This window comes from Pseudoclavibacter sp. JSM 162008, from assembly GCF_041366455.1.
Classification (GTDB): domain Bacteria; phylum Actinomycetota; class Actinomycetes; order Actinomycetales; family Microbacteriaceae; genus Pseudoclavibacter.
On record NZ_JBEWYX010000022.1, the window covers coordinates 1 to 15,789 of the forward strand.

General features: G+C 68.8%; 15 protein-coding genes. 13 read left to right on the plus strand and 2 right to left on the minus strand.

The window, feature by feature from the left end; all coding sequences use genetic code 11:
• Positions 1-476: 476 nt before the first annotated feature.
• From ABVF28_RS15290 to ABVF28_RS15310, 5 genes are all read left to right on the plus strand, one after another.
• Positions 477-1,115 carry a hypothetical protein gene (locus ABVF28_RS15290; protein WP_371031146.1) on the plus strand — a complete coding sequence of 213 codons (639 nt, stop codon included), beginning with the start codon at positions 477-479 and terminating at the stop codon, positions 1,113-1,115.
• A 27-nt stretch (positions 1,116-1,142) separates the two neighbouring features.
• Positions 1,143-1,457 carry a hypothetical protein gene (locus ABVF28_RS15295; protein WP_371031147.1) on the plus strand — a complete coding sequence of 105 codons (315 nt, stop codon included), beginning with the start codon at positions 1,143-1,145 and terminating at the stop codon, positions 1,455-1,457.
• 8 nt (positions 1,458-1,465) lie between these two features.
• Positions 1,466-1,828, plus strand: a complete 363-nt coding sequence (locus ABVF28_RS15300) for a hypothetical protein (protein ID WP_371031148.1) — start codon at positions 1,466-1,468, stop codon at positions 1,826-1,828.
• A gap of 381 nt (positions 1,829-2,209) precedes the next feature.
• Positions 2,210-2,428: a hypothetical protein gene (locus ABVF28_RS15305; protein WP_371031149.1), complete on the plus strand. Its 219-nt coding sequence runs from the start codon at positions 2,210-2,212 to the stop codon at positions 2,426-2,428.
• A 4-nt stretch (positions 2,429-2,432) separates the two neighbouring features.
• Positions 2,433-3,653, plus strand: a complete 1,221-nt coding sequence (locus tag ABVF28_RS15310) for an MFS transporter (protein WP_371031150.1) — start codon at positions 2,433-2,435, stop codon at positions 3,651-3,653.
• A gap of 12 nt (positions 3,654-3,665) precedes the next feature.
• Here the strand turns inward: ABVF28_RS15310 and ABVF28_RS15315 are convergent, their stop codons facing one another.
• Positions 3,666-4,289, minus strand: a complete 624-nt coding sequence (locus ABVF28_RS15315) for a TetR/AcrR family transcriptional regulator (protein WP_371031151.1) — start codon at positions 4,287-4,289, stop codon at positions 3,666-3,668.
• Between the two features lie 163 nt (positions 4,290-4,452).
• Here ABVF28_RS15315 and ABVF28_RS15320 point away from each other — a divergent pair, with 163 nt between their 5' ends.
• The 4 genes from ABVF28_RS15320 to ABVF28_RS15335 all read left to right on the plus strand — a co-directional run bounded on the left by ABVF28_RS15320 (position 4,453) and on the right by ABVF28_RS15335 (position 11,748).
• Positions 4,453-7,953 carry a glycosyl hydrolase gene (locus tag ABVF28_RS15320; RefSeq protein WP_371031152.1) on the plus strand — a complete coding sequence of 1,167 codons (3,501 nt, stop codon included), beginning with the start codon at positions 4,453-4,455 and terminating at the stop codon, positions 7,951-7,953.
• A 245-nt stretch (positions 7,954-8,198) separates the two neighbouring features.
• Positions 8,199-9,263 carry an NADPH:quinone oxidoreductase family protein gene (locus ABVF28_RS15325; RefSeq protein WP_371031153.1) on the plus strand — a complete coding sequence of 355 codons (1,065 nt, stop codon included), beginning with the start codon at positions 8,199-8,201 and terminating at the stop codon, positions 9,261-9,263.
• A gap of 81 nt (positions 9,264-9,344) precedes the next feature.
• Positions 9,345-10,508 carry a Gfo/Idh/MocA family protein gene (locus ABVF28_RS15330; protein WP_371031154.1) on the plus strand — a complete coding sequence of 388 codons (1,164 nt, stop codon included), beginning with the start codon at positions 9,345-9,347 and terminating at the stop codon, positions 10,506-10,508.
• A gap of 10 nt (positions 10,509-10,518) precedes the next feature.
• On the plus strand, positions 10,519-11,748 hold the full coding sequence (locus ABVF28_RS15335) for an MFS transporter (RefSeq protein ID WP_371031155.1): 1,230 nt from the start codon (positions 10,519-10,521) through the stop codon (positions 11,746-11,748).
• 62 nt (positions 11,749-11,810) lie between these two features.
• Here ABVF28_RS15335 and ABVF28_RS15340 read toward each other — a convergent pair whose 3' ends face one another.
• A complete protein-coding gene (locus tag ABVF28_RS15340) occupies positions 11,811-12,755 on the minus strand; it encodes a DMT family transporter (protein WP_371031156.1) in 945 nt (314 codons plus the stop codon).
• Between the two features lie 245 nt (positions 12,756-13,000).
• Between ABVF28_RS15340 and ABVF28_RS15345 the strand changes: the two genes are divergently transcribed.
• The 4 genes from ABVF28_RS15345 (at position 13,001) to ABVF28_RS15360 (ending at position 15,776) form a co-directional block, all read left to right on the plus strand.
• Positions 13,001-13,765 carry a DUF429 domain-containing protein gene (locus ABVF28_RS15345; RefSeq protein WP_371031157.1) on the plus strand — a complete coding sequence of 255 codons (765 nt, stop codon included), beginning with the start codon at positions 13,001-13,003 and terminating at the stop codon, positions 13,763-13,765.
• Positions 13,762-14,457 (plus strand): esterase/lipase family protein, encoded by a 696-nt coding sequence (locus ABVF28_RS15350; RefSeq protein ID WP_371031158.1) that lies wholly within the window; start codon positions 13,762-13,764, stop codon positions 14,455-14,457. The genes ABVF28_RS15345 and ABVF28_RS15350 overlap by 4 nt, the downstream gene beginning before the upstream one ends.
• A gap of 37 nt (positions 14,458-14,494) precedes the next feature.
• The gene (locus tag ABVF28_RS15355) at positions 14,495-15,268 is read left to right on the plus strand and encodes a class I SAM-dependent methyltransferase (protein ID WP_371031159.1); all 774 of its coding nucleotides are present in this window, start codon (positions 14,495-14,497) and stop codon (positions 15,266-15,268) included.
• A gap of 70 nt (positions 15,269-15,338) precedes the next feature.
• Positions 15,339-15,776, plus strand: coding sequence for a VOC family protein (locus ABVF28_RS15360; protein WP_104310568.1), 438 nt, complete (start codon positions 15,339-15,341; stop codon positions 15,774-15,776).
• Positions 15,777-15,789: the final 13 nt, after the last annotated feature.

Sequence of the window (15,789 nt, forward strand, 5' to 3'; positions counted from 1 at the left end):
GAGGGTAGCGTTACGCATGTCGAGGTCTCTCGGATGGGTGTGTAGGAACTTCCATCATGGGAGACCTCGACCTCTACCAGCGCAACGACGCACTCCCCCACTCCTACACTCTCAAACGCGATGAGCCAGATTCCTCGGGCAAATTTCGATTCCGAGTGCGGGGTTTCTATTAAAGTTCAGTCATGGGTTGGTTGTTGCCCGGGTCATTAGATGTCGAATTCTGCCTACTGTCGCGCGACAATACGGATTGTTGACAGCAATGTTCATGCTGGCGAGTTCCGTCGGGGCCACGCGTCCACTACGATCCAAGAAATCGTTACCGAGCGGGAAGAGGATTCATGCGTCGAGTTTCGTTCATTGTCAATGGTGATGATTCAGAAGGTTCCAGGGTCAGGCTGCGAATCGCAGCAGTTTCATTCATCTGTCTTATGGCTGGCCTAGTGGCTCCTTCGCCTGCATTCGCGGAGGAAGAGCCTGTGGCTCCGACTGAGCCTGAGGCGGTAGCGGCTATCGAGGCAGTCGCACCCGAGGTCTTCGAGGGTACTCACCCAGACCTGGTCGTCGAAGGTGAGCAAGTTACAGGTGTCGTTGAGGATCCACTCACTGGCGAATCGAACGGCGTCATCACGCTCGACGCCGACAATGCGACAGCAAGCGTTCAAGGTGTTCTGGGGCCAGAGGTCACACTCGAATACCAGGTTGTCGAACCTGCAACGACGGCCATCACCGAGAATGCTGAACTCGTCGTAGAGAACGCTACCGGTGTAACTACAATCAGTAATGTCACCGACGACGCCTCAGTGAGAGTCACTTCCACAATCGCGTCTCCTGAGTCAGACCACGTCATCCCCTACGCGTTTTCGGCCGACGGCATGACGTCAATCGTCGAGATCGAAGGAGGGTCGCTCCTTTTCCTGGACGAGAACGAAGAGATGATCGGTGGAGTCGCGCCGGCCTGGGCGCTCGACGCAGCAGGCGTGTCCGTCCCCACACGGTACGAGATCGACGGCCTCAACGTGACGCAGGTGGTCGACGTCTCGGCAGGCAGCTTCGAGTACCCAATCGTCGCTGACCCGCTCTGGGGGACGAACCTGTTCAGTATCGTTGATTACTAATGGGCACCCGATTCCAAGCACTACCTGGTGAAGTCTGGCTGGGGCCAATCCGTGCACGCGGGTGTGCCCGTTGGAGCCACCCTGCAGTGGGGAATCACGGTCCTGAGCAACCAAGGCTGGGCGGAGTTCGTTTACCGCTCCCCGGTTCAGTCGTTGATCTTCCACACCGTTCGACAGCAGTACTACTGCCACTCGGGCTACGGCCTCGGGAACCTCGGCGGACCGAGCTGGGACCTCGAAATCCGACGCGTTGAGCGCACCGACCCCATCGCCGTTTACCTGTCGCCCGCTTACATCGCGGGACACCAGTGCAACTGGGACACCCCCAACATGCCGTGGTAGAAAGTCTTATGCCAAAGACCAAACGTCTCGGCCTGTTAATCGGAGCTTCTGCTCTCGTATTAGCGGGTTGCACCCCAGCTTGGAACGTCAATCTCAACCTGATTTGGGACACCGAAGCAAGCGATGTGCTGACGAATCAGCGCGACGCTACCAGCGAGATTTGCGGTATCTCGTCGGAGTGCACTCAGGCGCTGAGCTCCGATCAGGGAACGATACTTAAGTTCGACTCCGCTGAAAAAGCTTCTTCCGAAGCAGAGGAGACGGATCAGGTGGTCCGGGAAGTTTTTCTGTTCCGGTGGGACGCCGAGACTCCGCAGCTTGATCGAGAGATCGTCGTCGAGGTGCTCAACGCTACTGAGCGCTCGGCCTAACGTTGACGAGGCAACCCTCGGATCATTGCGATCCGAGGGTTGCCTCGTGTGTGCGCGCCACCGCGCTACTGCGGCACTGAATTCGGGTACTTCCCCCGTGTCAGATCTTCGTCGTTTATGTCCTAAAGACGGGCTATCGGAACCGTGAGTCCATGCAAGGCGGGAGGGTGCGTCCCTCCCGTGACCTCGGGTGGTTCGGCTGCCGGTGGTTCGGCGGCCCGCAAGCGCCGGTAGAGCGTTGCGTGTGAGAGGCCGAGGTTGCGGGCGACTTCGGCCACCGGTATGTCGGCTGCGACCAGGTGCGCGGCGTTGCTCAGTTGGCTATCGCTGATCTTCCGGGGGCCTCCCCCGAGATTCGCGACAGCCATCGCGCGGCCCGCCTTGGCCGGCGACGTCGACGCCGCGCGCGCAGCATCCAACCGCCACCAGCCACTCTGGGATGCCCTCGCGAAGCACGGCAGCCTGCGCGTCACGGCCGCGATCGCCGAGCATCTCGGGCTCGTCACCAGGAGCAGCCTGCCCCGCCCGATCCTCGGTCTCAGCACCGAAGAGCGCCTGGACGTAGCGAAACTCGTCACAGACCTCGGCCTCCAGAACTGACGCGATGACCGACGACACCTCCGCCGCGCGTCCGAGATGGGGGCTGACCCGCTACGTCACCGCCGCCACGCTCGCCGGCAGCGCCGACGGCGGGGGCGTCGTCGCCATCGTGCTCATCGTCACCGCGAGCGGCGCCCCGGGCTGGCTTGCAGGCGTCCTCGGCGCGAGCCTGACTGCCCCGCACCTGCTCGGCCCGCTCATCGCCCGCCGCCTGGATACGGCGCGCGATGGCCGAAACGTCATCGCAATCGCCTGCGTCGTCCACGGCGCAACGCTCGCAGCCGCCGTGCTCCTGTATCCGCTGACCTGGGCCATCGTCCCCGCGGGGCTCCTGGCGATCTCCGGCCTCTTCGGCCCTTTCCTCACCGGTGGCATCAGCAGCCGCCTCCCCGCGATCGCGGGGGTGGATCGGGTGAGCCAGCGACGCGCCCAAGGATGGGATGTGGCCACCTACGGTCTCGGTGGCACGCTCGGGCCCAGCGTCGTGGCGGCCATCGCAGCCTGGTCGACGCCGACCGCGGCCGCGCTCGTGCTCGCCGCTGGCACGTTCGTCGCGGCAGTGCTCGTGCGATTCCTCCCACCTGCGCCCGCAGCCGGTGCAGGAGCAGATGTCCCCCGGCCATTCCGGACCCTCCGCCTCATGCTTTGGTCCGGCCGACTCCGCCGCAAGCTCTCGCTGACCGTGATCGTCGCATTCTCCGTCGCGACCCTGCCGATCGTCGCGGTCGCCAGCACGGCCACCCTCGACACCGCGGCCTCCGCAGCCGCAGTCCTCACCGCCGCGTACGGAGTCGGCAACCTTCTGGGTTCCGCCGGCGTGACGATCCGCCCCCTGCGAGGGGAGGCGGATGCCCTCCTGCCAAAGCTCGCCGCAGCGACCGCACTCGGTCTGCTCGCCGTGATGCTGTCGCCCAGCTTCTGGTTCTCGGTGGCCGCGTACGCCGCGGTCGGCGTCGCGAATGCCTGCTTCTTCGCGGCGACGCTCGCAGCCCGGAGCGAGTACTCGCCACCGGAGGCCCGCGGCCAGGTGTTCGTCTGGGTCGGTGCGCTCAAGATCACCGCCGGATCGGCTGGGACGGCCGCCACGGGAGCCATCATCGGGGTTGCCGCGGCGCTGCCGCTGCTCGGCATCATCGTGGCCATCTTCGTCGCCAGCGCCGTCGCGGTGCTGGAACGGGTCCGGGAGTCACGTCGCGGCCTGCGCGCCGGCCACGGCGCCGCCTGAGCGAGTCCGACCTCAGAGTCGTTCGGTCACGTACGACTGCAGCTGCACGCGGAATGCTGCGACCGCATCCACCTCGGGCGCCAGGAGCCACTGCTGCGTCAGCCCTGCCCTGAGGCCGGCGATCTGGACGGCCGCGAGCTCCAGCGGAACGTCGGCGCGAGCGTAGAGCCCCTTCTCCTGCAGGTCCGTGAGCGCGTCGAATGCCGTCGAGCGCAGGAACTCGTACCAGCGCGCTATCGAGGCGTGTGCTGGATGCGTGGGCGCCAGGGCCTCTGCGGACACGATGCTGAACATGAGAACCCCCTCCGGCTTCTCGACGTCGCGAGTGGCGAGCGCGAGCAGTCCTCTGAGGTAGGAGACCCCGGTGGAGAAGTCGAGGCCGACCTCCGCGGCGGCGCGCTGGCCGCGGCGCTCGAGGAGCGTCTCGAGTAGCACGGCCTTGTCGGGGAAGTGGTGGAGCACGCCGGTGTGGGACATGCCAGCCTCGACGGCGATCTCGCGGATCGATGCCGCGTTGAAGCCCTTGACCGTGAACACCCGAGTCGCCGCATCCAGGATCTCGTCGCGTCGCGGATGCGGGGTGATGTCCCGTCTCGAGTACCGCGGTATGGAGGTGTCGCTGGGGCCTGGAGGCATGTCCTCATTGTCTCTTGCCGCGTTCCCTAACACGTGTTAGGTTCACCCGTGAATCGATTCAATCGAAGCGATTCGCGCCGCACACCGGAGCTATCCCCCACGGTGCGCACCCGCGCGACAGTTCACACCCCGTCATTGGCAACGATGCCAGAGAGGTCCAAAGATGAACGATCAACGAAGAAGAGGGCGACGGGCGCTTGCGCTCGGGGCGGCCTTCTCCGTGGCCTGCACGCTCGCGGTCGCGGGCCCCGCCATCGGAGACGAGCACTCCACGACGACCAGCGCCATCGACCCCACCGAGTTCGCCGAGCCGGGCGTCGACTTCCGGCCCGGCGTGCGCTGGTGGTGGCCGGGCAACGCGGCCAGCCAGGAAGACCTGCTCGCCCAGGTTGACTACCTGCACGAGAACGGCTTCGGCGCGGTCGAGATCGTCGCCTTCTCCAAGGGATTCCTCACCGAGGAGGGCATCGCCGGCAACGGAGGCAACGGCGGTTCGATCTACGACGCCGCCGCGGGTCACGACACCGAGGCGATCCTCGGCTACGAGTCGCCCGAGTACTTCGCGAAGCTCGACGCGGTCGTCGCCCGCGCGAACGAGCTCGGCATCACGGTCGACCTCAACATCGGCAGCGGGTACCTGGCGAGCGATGACTCCATCGCCCTCGAGGACAGCCAGAACACGATGGCGCTTGGCCGGGCCACCGTACGAGTGGATGCGGCTGGAGCGCTCACCCTCGTGTCAGGTGACGTGTCGGTTCCCTCTGGGACGGGACAGGTCTCCCTCGGCATCCCGAAGGCGGAGGTCAGCCCGCTCTTCGCCTCCGAGAAGTTCGGCTTCGACTTCGGCGAGTGGGACCCGGCGAACGTGCACCTCAACTCCGTCATGCTCGCCCCGATCACCGGTCAGGGCGCCGACCTGACCACGGCGAACCAGACACTCACCTCCGATCTCAGCACCGTCAAGACCTACGAGCAGCAGCCCGTCCTCGACCTCGACGCCGCCCAGCTCTCCTACCCGAGCGACGGGCAGACGACCTTCGGCGTCGACACCTCGAAGCTCGAAGCCGGCGACTACGAGGTCGTCGCGCTCTACAGCGCCGCGACGGGCGCCTACGGCTTCAACTCGATCATCGAGAACACGACGACGGACAAGCGCAACTACGTCGTCGACCACCTCAACCCGGTCGCCATCACGAAGCTCGTCGACGGCTGGCTCGGCGAAGCGGCGCTGAACGACATCGTCGAGTCGCGCGACATCCGCGCGGCCTTCAACGACAGCTACGAGTTCTACACCGACCGCCACTACAACGACCTCATTCAGGCCGCGGCGGAGTCGCAGGAGCTGCTCGGCTACGACATCACCCCGTACCTCCCCTCCCTCTACTCGCTCTACCAGGACTCGTTCCTCATCGACGGCACCCCGACGGTCAAGCCCGAGTACGCGGCCCTCGGGATGCAGACCCCCGAGGTCAGCCGCTTCGGCGGCGGCAGCGGAGTCCCGCTCCTCGCCTCGAACCTCAGCGAGGAGGAGTCGCAGCGAATCGTGCACGACTACGGCGTGCTCCTCAACGACTCGTTCCTGCAGGGCCTCGAGGCCTTCTCGACGACCCTCGGCGAGTACGGCATCGACTACCGCCAGCAGGCGTACAACCCACCCATCGACACCCTCAAGTCGTCGCAGTACGTCGACATCCCGGAGACGGAGGGGCTCGACGAGTACTCGCTGAAGCGCGTCGCATCCGGAGCGCACCTCTACGGCAAGAACCTCGTCACCTCCGAGGTCTTCACGCTGGGTTCGGTGCCGTTCCAGATCACGCCCGAGTTCATGAAGCAGGGCTACGACCTCATGGCCACGAGCGGCGTGAACAACTTCTTCTACCACGGCCTCAGCGCCACCTACAGCGGCAACGACGACCCCGCCTTCACCTCCGACGACAACCTCTACGCCGAGGAGGGCTGGCGCGCCTGGCCCACGATCGGCGTCGAGATGGCCGACACCGCGGGCATCGCCGACTACTACGCGTCGATGAACTCCTACGCCTCGCGTGCGAACTACCTGATGCAGTCCGGCACCAACAGCAGCGACGTCGCCATCTACATGCCGCTCTTCGGGGCGCTGGCCAGCGGCGGCGGGTTCGGTGGCGGCTCCACGCCGCTCGCATCCGTCACCACGGCCCAGGCGAACGGCTGGGCGTGGGATGCGATCAACGACGACACGATCCAGACCGGTCTCAGCTGGGACGGCTCGCACCTCGTCGCGAACGGCGGCAACGCATCCTTCGACGCGATGCTCGTCGAGAGCGGCACCGTGCCGCTCGAGACGATGCAGGCGCTGCAGAAGCTCAAGGACGCGGGCGCTCCGATCGTCTTCGTGGGCGCCGCTCCCGCCGCGCAGCCCGGCTACGCGGGCGGCGACTACGCAGCCCTGGACGCACAGGTCGGCGAGATCGCCGCGGCCATGGGCGGCGCCGTCGATGCGGCTGCCGTCCCCGCGGCCCTCGCGGCCTCGGTCGACGCACCCATCTCCTACGAGGAGAACACGGACGTCCGCTTCGGGCGTCGCACGCTCCCGACCGGAGGCGAGCTCGCCTACGTGCGCAACACCTCCGCGGAAGCGGCCACGGGTGTGAACCTCACCGTCGGCGACGGCCTCGACGCGTGCTGGTGGCTCGACCCTGAGACGGGCGAGATCTTCGACGCACAGGTCGACGGCAACGTCGTCTCGGCGACGCTCGACGCGAGCGGAGCGGTCGCCCTGCTCTGCGAGCCAGCCGGCACCGGCATCGCCGACGCCGCCGTCTCCGACGGAAGTCCGTCGTCGATCGACACCACCGAACGCGGCGTCGCCCACGAGCTCGGGGCGTTCTCGCTCGAGGTGACGGCCGACAACATCGGCTCGAACGCGCCAGGCGAGGCGAGCACGTCCGAGTACACCGGCGAGGTGCTCGGCGACTGGAGCGCCGACGGCTTCCTCGGCAACGAGCTTCGGTACGTCACCGACTCGGGCACCTACCGCACTTCAGTCGAGATTCCGGATGCAGCCGACCTGCTCGAAGGCGGAGCGGTGCTGAACCTCGGCACCGTGCACAACGCCGCGACGGTGCGCGTGAACCCCGGCACCGAGCACGAGTTCGTGACGCAGCTGTACGCCGCACCCTACGAAGTCGACATCGCGCCGGCACTCGTGAACGGCTCCAACGTCATCGAGGTCGACGTGCAGCCCGTGCAGAGCAACCGCCGCGAAGGCCTCAAGGAGCTCTACAACAGCGACCCCACCGCGAACGTGAAGTACCAGGCGTACAACAGCGTGCATGGCGGGTCCGGCCTCATCCCGGCTGGCCTCACAGGTCCCGTCACGCTGAACAGCGCAGTCGAGAGCATCGCCGAACCGGGGCCGGAGCCGACCGGCACGACCGAGCCGACGCCGCAGCCGACCTCGACTGACGGCACCGGCACGACCGCGCCAACGTCGAGCCCCGGAAACGGTGACGGCTCTGGCGACGGCAACGGCGGCTCTGATGCCGGAGGCAAGGACGGCGACCTCGCCACGACGGGCGTCGACGGCAGCCTCGCCGGCTTCCTCGCACTCCTCGGGGTCGTCCTCGCGGGCACCGGGGCGGCGTTCCTCATCAAGAAGCGCCGAGGACGCGTGACGAGCGAGTAGCACTCGCGCGCATCACAACTGCGGCCCCGCGCATCCACCTCACGGTGGATGCGCGGGGCCGCGGTCGTCTACGCCCTACGCCCCGCGCCACTCCCTCTCCCACTCCCCGTGAGTCGCCTCAAATGGTCGCCTTGGAGCCCTCCTGAACAACCATTTGGGGGATCTCGCGCCGGGAGGAGCACGACCAGCGACCATTCGGGGCAGCTCGCGGGCGAGCTCGCAACGCAGCGGCTACCGTGGCAGTCATGTCGGATGCGCAGCCAGACCAGCCCACGCATCACCCGACGCTCGACCCCGACCGCGAGCCCGCGCACGCGCACGGCCGTGCCGGCTCGATGCGTGCGATCGTGAACTCGACGGATGGCGGGCCGAGCAGCCTCGAGCTCCGCGATCTGCCCGTCCCGCTCCGGCCGCCCGGCCACGTGCTCGTCGAGGTGCGTGCGGCCGGCGTCGCGTTCCCGGATGTGCTGCAGTCGCGCAGCGAGTACCAGCACCGCATCCCGACCCCGTTTGCGCTGGGCAGCGAGTTCGCGGGCATCGTCGCCGAGGCTGGCAAAGGCTCCGGGTTCGCAGAAGGCGACCGGGTCTTCGGCGTCGCGAGCCACGGAACCTTCGCCGACTACGTCGTCGCTCCGGCCGACCGCGTGCTGCCCCTACCCGACTCGATCGGCTTCGTCGACGCCGCCGCGCTGCCCATCAACCTCCTCAGCGCCGACTTCGCGCTCCGCGACCGCGGGCAGGTGCAGCCCGGCGAGACCGTCCTCATCCAAGGCGCCGCCGGCGGTCTCGGCGTCGCCCTCATCCAGCAGGCGAAGCTCATCGGCGCCACCGTCATCGCTGTCGTCTCGACCGAGGAGAAAGCCGCGCTCGCCGAGGCGGTCGGCGCCGACCACACGGTGTTCGCGGCCGATTTCCTGACCGAGGTCCGCCAGCTCACCGACCACCGCGGCGTCGACGTCGTCCTCGACCCCGTCGGCGGTGACCGCTTCACCGACTCCCTGCGCTGCCTCGCGAAGCGCGGCCGCCTCGTCGTCCTCGGCTTCACCGGCGGCAGCATCCCGACCGTGAAGACCAACCGACTGCTGCTGAACAACATCTCCGTCATCGGCGCCGCCTGGGAGGGGCTCATGCCCGAGTGCCTCGTCTCGCTGCCCGAGCAGTGGGCCAGGCTCTCACCCGCCGTGGAGCGCGGTGAGCTGCGCGCTTCCATCAGCGAGGTCGTACCGCTCGGGCAGGTCCCCGAGGCCGTCGCGAGCCTCGACGAGCGCCGGGCCCGCGGCAAGATCGTCATCGACCTGGGGCTGGGGTAGGCAGACAGTGCGAGCCCGCGAGCATCCGCGTGCCGGATCCGCTCCTCGACTGGCACCATGCTCCCCTGCCAGACTCGAACGATGACCTCCACCACCTCCCCCGCGTTCGTCGCCGAGCTCCCCACCCCCATCGCCCGCCTCGCGGAGGGCGTCGAGCTGCTCGACCCGGTGGATGCGCCCCCGCTGCGCTGGGGGATCCTCGGGGCCGGCCACATCGCGCGCAGGTTCGCGCGGGAGGTTCCCGCGCACACCCGGTCGACGATCGCGGCGGTCGGAGCGCGCGAGCTGTCACGCGCCCAGGTGTTCGCCGACGAGCTGGCCATCGAGCGCGCGCACGGCTCTTACGCCGACCTCATCGCCGACCCGGACGTCGACGCCATCTACCTCGCCACCATCAACTCGACCCACCGCGACCTCGCGCTCGCGTGCATCCGCGCCGGCAAGCCGGTGCTCGTCGAGAAGCCTTTCGCCCTCAACGCCGCCGAGACCCGCGACGTCTTCGCCGCCGCAGAAGAGCATGGAGTGCTGGTCGTCGACGGCATGTGGACCCGGTTCCTCCCCCAGTTCACGGTGGCGAGGCAGATCGCCGCCAACGGGCTGCTCGGCCGCCTCGTCACGGCGCACGCGAACTTCGCCGGGATCATGCACGCTCCCGTCCCGCGCATCGTCGACGTCGAACAGGGCGGGGGCGCGTTGCTCGACATCGGCGTCTACTCGATCGCCGCCGTGCACGACCTCCTCGGCCCGCCCGTCGAGGTCGCCGCAGCCGGCAACCTGCTGCCAGGGTACGCCGTCGACGGCTCCGCATCCGTCATCATGCGCACCGCGAGCGCCGTCGGCACAGCCCGTTGCAGCTTCGAAGGGCGGGCCCCCTCGAGGGCGGAGTTCGTGTTCGAGCGCGGCGTCGTCGAGCTGCCCGCCGAGTTCTTCGTCCCCGGGATGCTGCGCGTGAGCGAGTTCGACCGCGACGGTTCCGAGCAGGCGTCCGACGAGTCGACCGACGGCGTCAGCGGTGCGCTCACCACCGAGTGGGATGCGACCGTACCGGGCGGCTTCCAGTTCGAGGCCGCGGAGTTCGCGCGCCTTCTCACGAGCGGCTCCACGCAGTCACCGGTGATGCCCTGGCAGGCATCCATCGAGATCATGGAGGTGCTCGACCAGGCTCGAGCCGCCATCGGCGTCGTCTACCCGGGGAAGCCACCGCGTCGTGAGGCGTCGCTAGGCTGGAGCCTCTCCCCAGCCTGAAACGGACCCCATGTCCCCCTCCCCCCAGCGGCGCCGCATCGCGCTGTTCGTGCTCTTCTTCCTCCCCGGCATCACCATCGCCTCCTGGGTGACCCGCACCCCGGATGTTCGGGATGCGCTCGGCGCCTCGACCGCGGAAATGGGGCTGATCCTCTTCGGCCTGTCGGTCGGGTCGATGGTCGGCATCCTCAGCTCCGGCAGGCTCGTCAGCAGGTTCGGCGCCCGCCCCGTCATCACCGTGGGCATGTCGCTCGTCGCCGCGAGCGCCCTCACCATCGGGGCGGGCGCAGCACTGGCGTCCGGGGCCGTCGTGGCGCTCGGCCTCGCACTCTTCGGCCTCGGCATGGGCGGCGCCGAGGTGGCCCTCAACATCGAGGGCGCCGACGTGGAAAGGCAGCTCGGCAAGTCCACGCTGCCGGCCATGCACGGCTTCTTCAGCCTCGGCACGACCATCGGCGCCGTCGGCGGCATCGTGGCCACGGCCACGTCGTTCCCGGTCTTGCTGCACCTCAGCATCGCGGCGGTGGTCGTCGCGGCCGGGCTCGTGGCGTCCATCCGCCTCCTGCCGCCGGCCACCGGGAAGGCTGCGACCACCGTGAGCACCGACGAGCGAGCCGCGCCTGCGAGCCGCCCGCTCTGGCGAGACAGGACGCTGCTGCTCATCGGCGTCATCGTGCTCGCGCTCGCCATGGCCGAAGGAAGCGCCAACGACTGGCTGCCCCTCGTCATGGTCGACGGCCACGGCTTCGACGCCGCCTGGGGCTCCGGGATCTTCGCGGTCTTCGCCCTGTCGATGACCGTCGGTCGCTTCGTGGGCGGCTCGTTCGTCGACCGCTTCGGCCGGCCAGCAGTGCTGTGCGCGAGCGCGCTCATCGGGGCGGCGGGCCTGGCACTCATCATCTTCGTCGACAACCAGGCGGTCGCCGCCGGCGCCGCGATCCTGTGGGGCCTCGGCACCGCACTCGGCTTCCCCGTCGCGCTGTCGGCAGCCGGAGCATCAGGCGACCGGCCGGATGCCCGCGTCGCGTTCGCCGCCACCCTCGGGTACATCGCGTTCCTCGTCGGCCCGCCCGCGCTCGGCTTCCTCGGCGAGGACTTCGGGCTCAGGTCCGCGCTCATCGCCGTGCTGGTGCTGGTCGCCCTGGCAGCCGTCTCCAGCTGGCTGGTCGGCCGCGGGAAGCCGACGCGCGAACACCCGGCGGAAGCCCCGACGGCGCCCGCAGGCACACGAGCCGACTGAGCGCATCCGAGCTTCTCCCGACCTCGCCGCAGTGAAGACGCGCGCGCTGGCAAGCCAGCTGATCAGGAGATCCGCGGATGCGGCTCCCCCGGCCGCCGGAACGCCTCGGCGTTCGCGACCACCACGCCGACGATCACGACGCCGCCTCCCACCAGCTGTCCGACCGTGAACGGCTGGCCCGCCAGCAGGGTGAACGCGACCGTGAACACCGTGATCAGGTTCAGGAACACCCCCGCTCGAGCCGCCGGGATCACCGCGAGCGCGCGGTTCCAGAGCAGGTAGGACAGCACCGACGGGAACACGGCGATCAGCGCCAGCGAGGTGGCCGCATCCGCTGACACCGGGAGCTGCGGACCACCCGTCGCGAAGGTGACGGGCGCGACCAGGAGCACCGTGATGACCGCCTGGATCGACGTCGACGTGATCGGCGGCAGCGGCGGTGACCTGCGGCCGATGATCGTGTAGGCCGTCCAGATGCCGACAGCGCCGAACATGAGCATCTGCCCGACGCCGAACCCCGTCTCCAGGAATGCACCGACGTCGCCGCCGCTCACCACGACGAACACCCCGACCAGGGCGATCACCACGCCGGCGACACCGGTCCGCGTGAGGCGCTGCCTGAGAAAGATCGCCGCCGCCACCGCGATCACGGCAGGGTTGAACGCGTTGATGAGCGACGCGCTGAAGGCGTCGCTGTACTGCAACGCCGCGTAGAGCGTCAGGTTGTACCCGGCCAGGCCAGTGCAGCTGAGCGCCAGCAGCCACGGCCACGCCCGCAGCACCTCGCGCCAATCCGGGCGCTCCACGAAGTGCGCGATCGCGAGCAGCGGCACGGCTGCGAGCGTCCACCGCCACAGCACGAGACTGAGCGGGTCCATCGTCTCGAGCACGGCCGCGCCGACGATGTAATTGCTCGCCCAGAAGAGCGTGGCTCCGAGCAGCGAGAAGACCGCGATCAGCAGCGAACGGCGAGCCGCCGCCTCCGGTCCCGCGGTACTCGACCCCACGCTCACGAGCGCCCCTCTCTGACCTCGCGCAGCGGAGCGCGCCTCGACGACGCCAGCCTAGCCAGGTGCCGCCGAGCAGACCGCCCCGCAGCAGAGCCCTCGGTGCGCGCGCCGAGCTGCCAGCCACGGTGACGACACGGCCCGATCACGCTTCCCGGGGACAGAAATCGCGCTGTCGTCACCGTGACTGTCAACCCCGCGGGAGCTGAGCACCGACCAGAGCACGTTCGCGTAGCGTGGCGCGGGTGAAAACCGTTGGCGTCGACCTGGCAGCAGAACCCACGCGCACGGCGCTCGCCAGCATCGAGTGGGGCGCCAGTACGGGTGCAGATGCAGGCGCAGCACGCCTCACCCAGTTGCAGCTCGGCATCTCGGACAGCGAGATCATCGAGCTGGCCGAAGACGCGGCGAGCATCGGCATCGACTGCGCGTTCGGCTGGCCGATCGAGTTCGTGGAGTTCGTCTCGGCGCACGCCGCCCAGCGGCCAGAGCCGCCGACCGCGACCGGCATCGAGCTACGCCGCCGCCTCGCGTACCGGCACACCGACCGGGTCGTGCGAGAGCAGACTGGCCGCTGGCCGCTGAGCGTCTCGACCGACCGCCTCGGCATGACGGCCATCCACTGCGCCGAGCTGCTCGACGGGTTCGCGGCCGCGGGAGAGCAGGTCGACCGCTCCGGCGGCGGTCGCCTCGCCGAGGTGTACCCGGCGGCCGCGCTGCGCGCGTGGGGCCTGCTGACCCCCGGCTACAAGACCAAGCCGGAAGCGCGCGTCCTGGCCGCGCAGATGCTGCTCGAGGCGCTTCCCTGGCTCGAGACGACTCAGGAGCAGCAGGCGCTCCTGGGCAGCTCCGACGATGCGCTCGACGCCGTCGCGGCCTCCCTCATCGCGCGAGCTCACGCGCTCGGCAAGACGCTGCCGGTCCCGCCCGAACTGCTCGACGCAGCGAAGATCGAGGGGTGGGTTGCACTGCCAACCTGCGGCATCGGCGAGCTCGCGGGCGCGGCATGATCCGCGCCATCCGCCGTTCAGCCACGCGCCTCTGGTGGTGGGCCCTCGACTACGCCTACGTCGTCGCGCAGCAGGCACGCGCCGCACTCGATCGCACGGACCCGGCGGCATTCCTCGACGGCCACCGTGCCCCCGTCGTCGTGATCCCCGGGGTGTACGAGCCGTGGCGCTTCATGCTGCCGGCCATCCGCGCCATCCACGCGACGGGACACCCGGTGCATGTCCTCGACCCGCTCGGCTTCAACCGGAAGCCCGTGCCGGACGCGGCCGCGCACCTCGTCGAGGCGCTCGAGCGCCACGACCTCGACGACGTCATCATCGTCGCCCACAGCAAGGGCGGACTCGTCGGCAAGTACGCGATGACGCAGGGCGCGGGGGTGCCGCGTATCCGCTCGATGCTCGCCGTGGCGACACCCTTCGGAGGATCCTCGTACGCGCGCCTCCTGTTCACCCCGAGCCTGCGGATCTTCTCGCCGCGCGACCGCACGATCCTGGCGCTCTCCCTCGAGGAGGAGGTGAACTCCCGGATCGTGTCGGTCTACGGCTGCTTCGACCCGCATATCCCGAAGGGAAGCTTCCTGCTGGGCGCCGAGAACGTGCAGCTGCACACGGGTGGGCATTTCCGCGTGCTCGAGCACCCGCGCGTCCAGCTGGAGTTCGAACGACTCGCCGCGGAGACCGCCGCGGGGTGACCGTGGCGCGTCCAGCTGTCCGGCCTAGCATCACGGCATGACCCCGGATGCACGCAACTGGTTCGACGAGGGCGGACAGGCGTACGCCCGCTTCCGCCCCAGCTACCCGGCCTCGCTCGCGGCCGACCTCGCACGGCTCGCCCCGCGCACGGACCTCGCCGTCGATGTCGGATGCGGGAACGGCCAGTTCACGACGACGCTCGGGGGAGCTTTCGACCGGGTGATCGGTGTCGACCCGAGCGCGGAGCAGATCGCGAACGCGGCTCCGCATCCGGACGTGGAGTACCAGCAGGCACCGGCGGAGTTGTTGCCTGCTGGCATCGGCAGCTGCTCCGTCGGACTGGTCAGCGCCGCTCAGGCCGCGCACTGGTTCGAGCTGCCCAGGTTCTATGACGAGGTCATCCGTGTGAGCGCCGATGGCGGTGTGATCGCGCTCCTCTGCTACGGCGTCCTCAGCATCGAGGACCCCGCCATCGACGAACGAGCACAGCGCTTCTACGCCGACGACCTCGACGCGTACTGGCCACCGTCCCGGCGGCTGGTCGAGCGCGAATACCGCGACCTGCCGTTTCCGTTCGAGGAGCTCGACTTCCGGGCCCCGAGCATCCGGAAGCGGCTGACCCTAGACGGGCTGCTCGGGTACTTCTCGACGTGGTCGGCCGTCCGCGCCGCGCGGGAGGCGGGCCGGGCGGGCCTGCTGGAGGACGTCGGCCGTGACCTGACGGCCCTCTGGGGCGACCCGGCGACGGAGCGGCTCACGACCTGGCCCATCGGCGGCCGCGTCGGTCGGGTGAGAGCCAGCGGCGTCTGAACCCCGCCCGCGGCGACCGCCCCACCCGGGCTTCCGCATCCGCTCGACAGCGCTGAGTAGCATGCGGACCATGCCCATCAGACTTGAGAACGTCGGCATCGCCGTCCGAGACATCGAAGCCACCATCGCCTTCTTCACCGACCTCGGCCTGACGGTGCTCGGGCGCGACGAGGTGAGCGGCGAATGGGCGTCCACCGCCGTGGGCCTCGACGGCAACCACGCCAAGATCGCCGTGCTGCAGACGCCGGATGGGCACGGGCAGCTCGAGCTGTTCGAGTACCTCCACCCGGAAGCCATCGAGACGGAGCCGACGCTGCCGAACGAGATCGGGATGCACCGCGTCGCGTTCTCCGTCGACGACATCGACGAGTCGCTCGCGATCGCCGCGAAGCACGGCTGCCACCCGCTGCGAGGCGTCGCCAACTACCAGGATGTGTACAAGCTCACGTACCTGCGGGGCCCGAGCGGCATCATCGTGATGCTCGCGCAGGACCTCACGAAGAGCTGACGCGCCGCGCAAG

Bases quoted from the DNA above. Each gene is read 5' to 3' on its own strand.
- ABVF28_RS15330 (WP_371031154.1), top strand. From the start codon at position 9,345: ATGACCTCCACCACCTCCCCCGCGTTCGTCGCCGAGCTCCCCACCCCC.
- ABVF28_RS15360 (WP_104310568.1), top strand. From the start codon at position 15,339: ATGCCCATCAGACTTGAGAACGTCGGCATCGCCGTCCGAGACATCGAA.
- ABVF28_RS15320 (WP_371031152.1), top strand. From the start codon at position 4,453: ATGAACGATCAACGAAGAAGAGGGCGACGGGCGCTTGCGCTCGGGGCG.
- ABVF28_RS15300 (WP_371031148.1), top strand. From the start codon at position 1,466: ATGCCAAAGACCAAACGTCTCGGCCTGTTAATCGGAGCTTCTGCTCTC.
- ABVF28_RS15350 (WP_371031158.1), top strand. From the start codon at position 13,762: ATGATCCGCGCCATCCGCCGTTCAGCCACGCGCCTCTGGTGGTGGGCC.
- ABVF28_RS15310 (WP_371031150.1), top strand. From the start codon at position 2,433: ATGACCGACGACACCTCCGCCGCGCGTCCGAGATGGGGGCTGACCCGC.
- ABVF28_RS15355 (WP_371031159.1), top strand. From the start codon at position 14,495: ATGACCCCGGATGCACGCAACTGGTTCGACGAGGGCGGACAGGCGTAC.
- ABVF28_RS15325 (WP_371031153.1), top strand. From the start codon at position 8,199: ATGTCGGATGCGCAGCCAGACCAGCCCACGCATCACCCGACGCTCGAC.
- ABVF28_RS15335 (WP_371031155.1), top strand. From the start codon at position 10,519: ATGTCCCCCTCCCCCCAGCGGCGCCGCATCGCGCTGTTCGTGCTCTTC.
- ABVF28_RS15315 (WP_371031151.1), bottom strand. From the start codon at position 4,289: ATGCCTCCAGGCCCCAGCGACACCTCCATACCGCGGTACTCGAGACGG.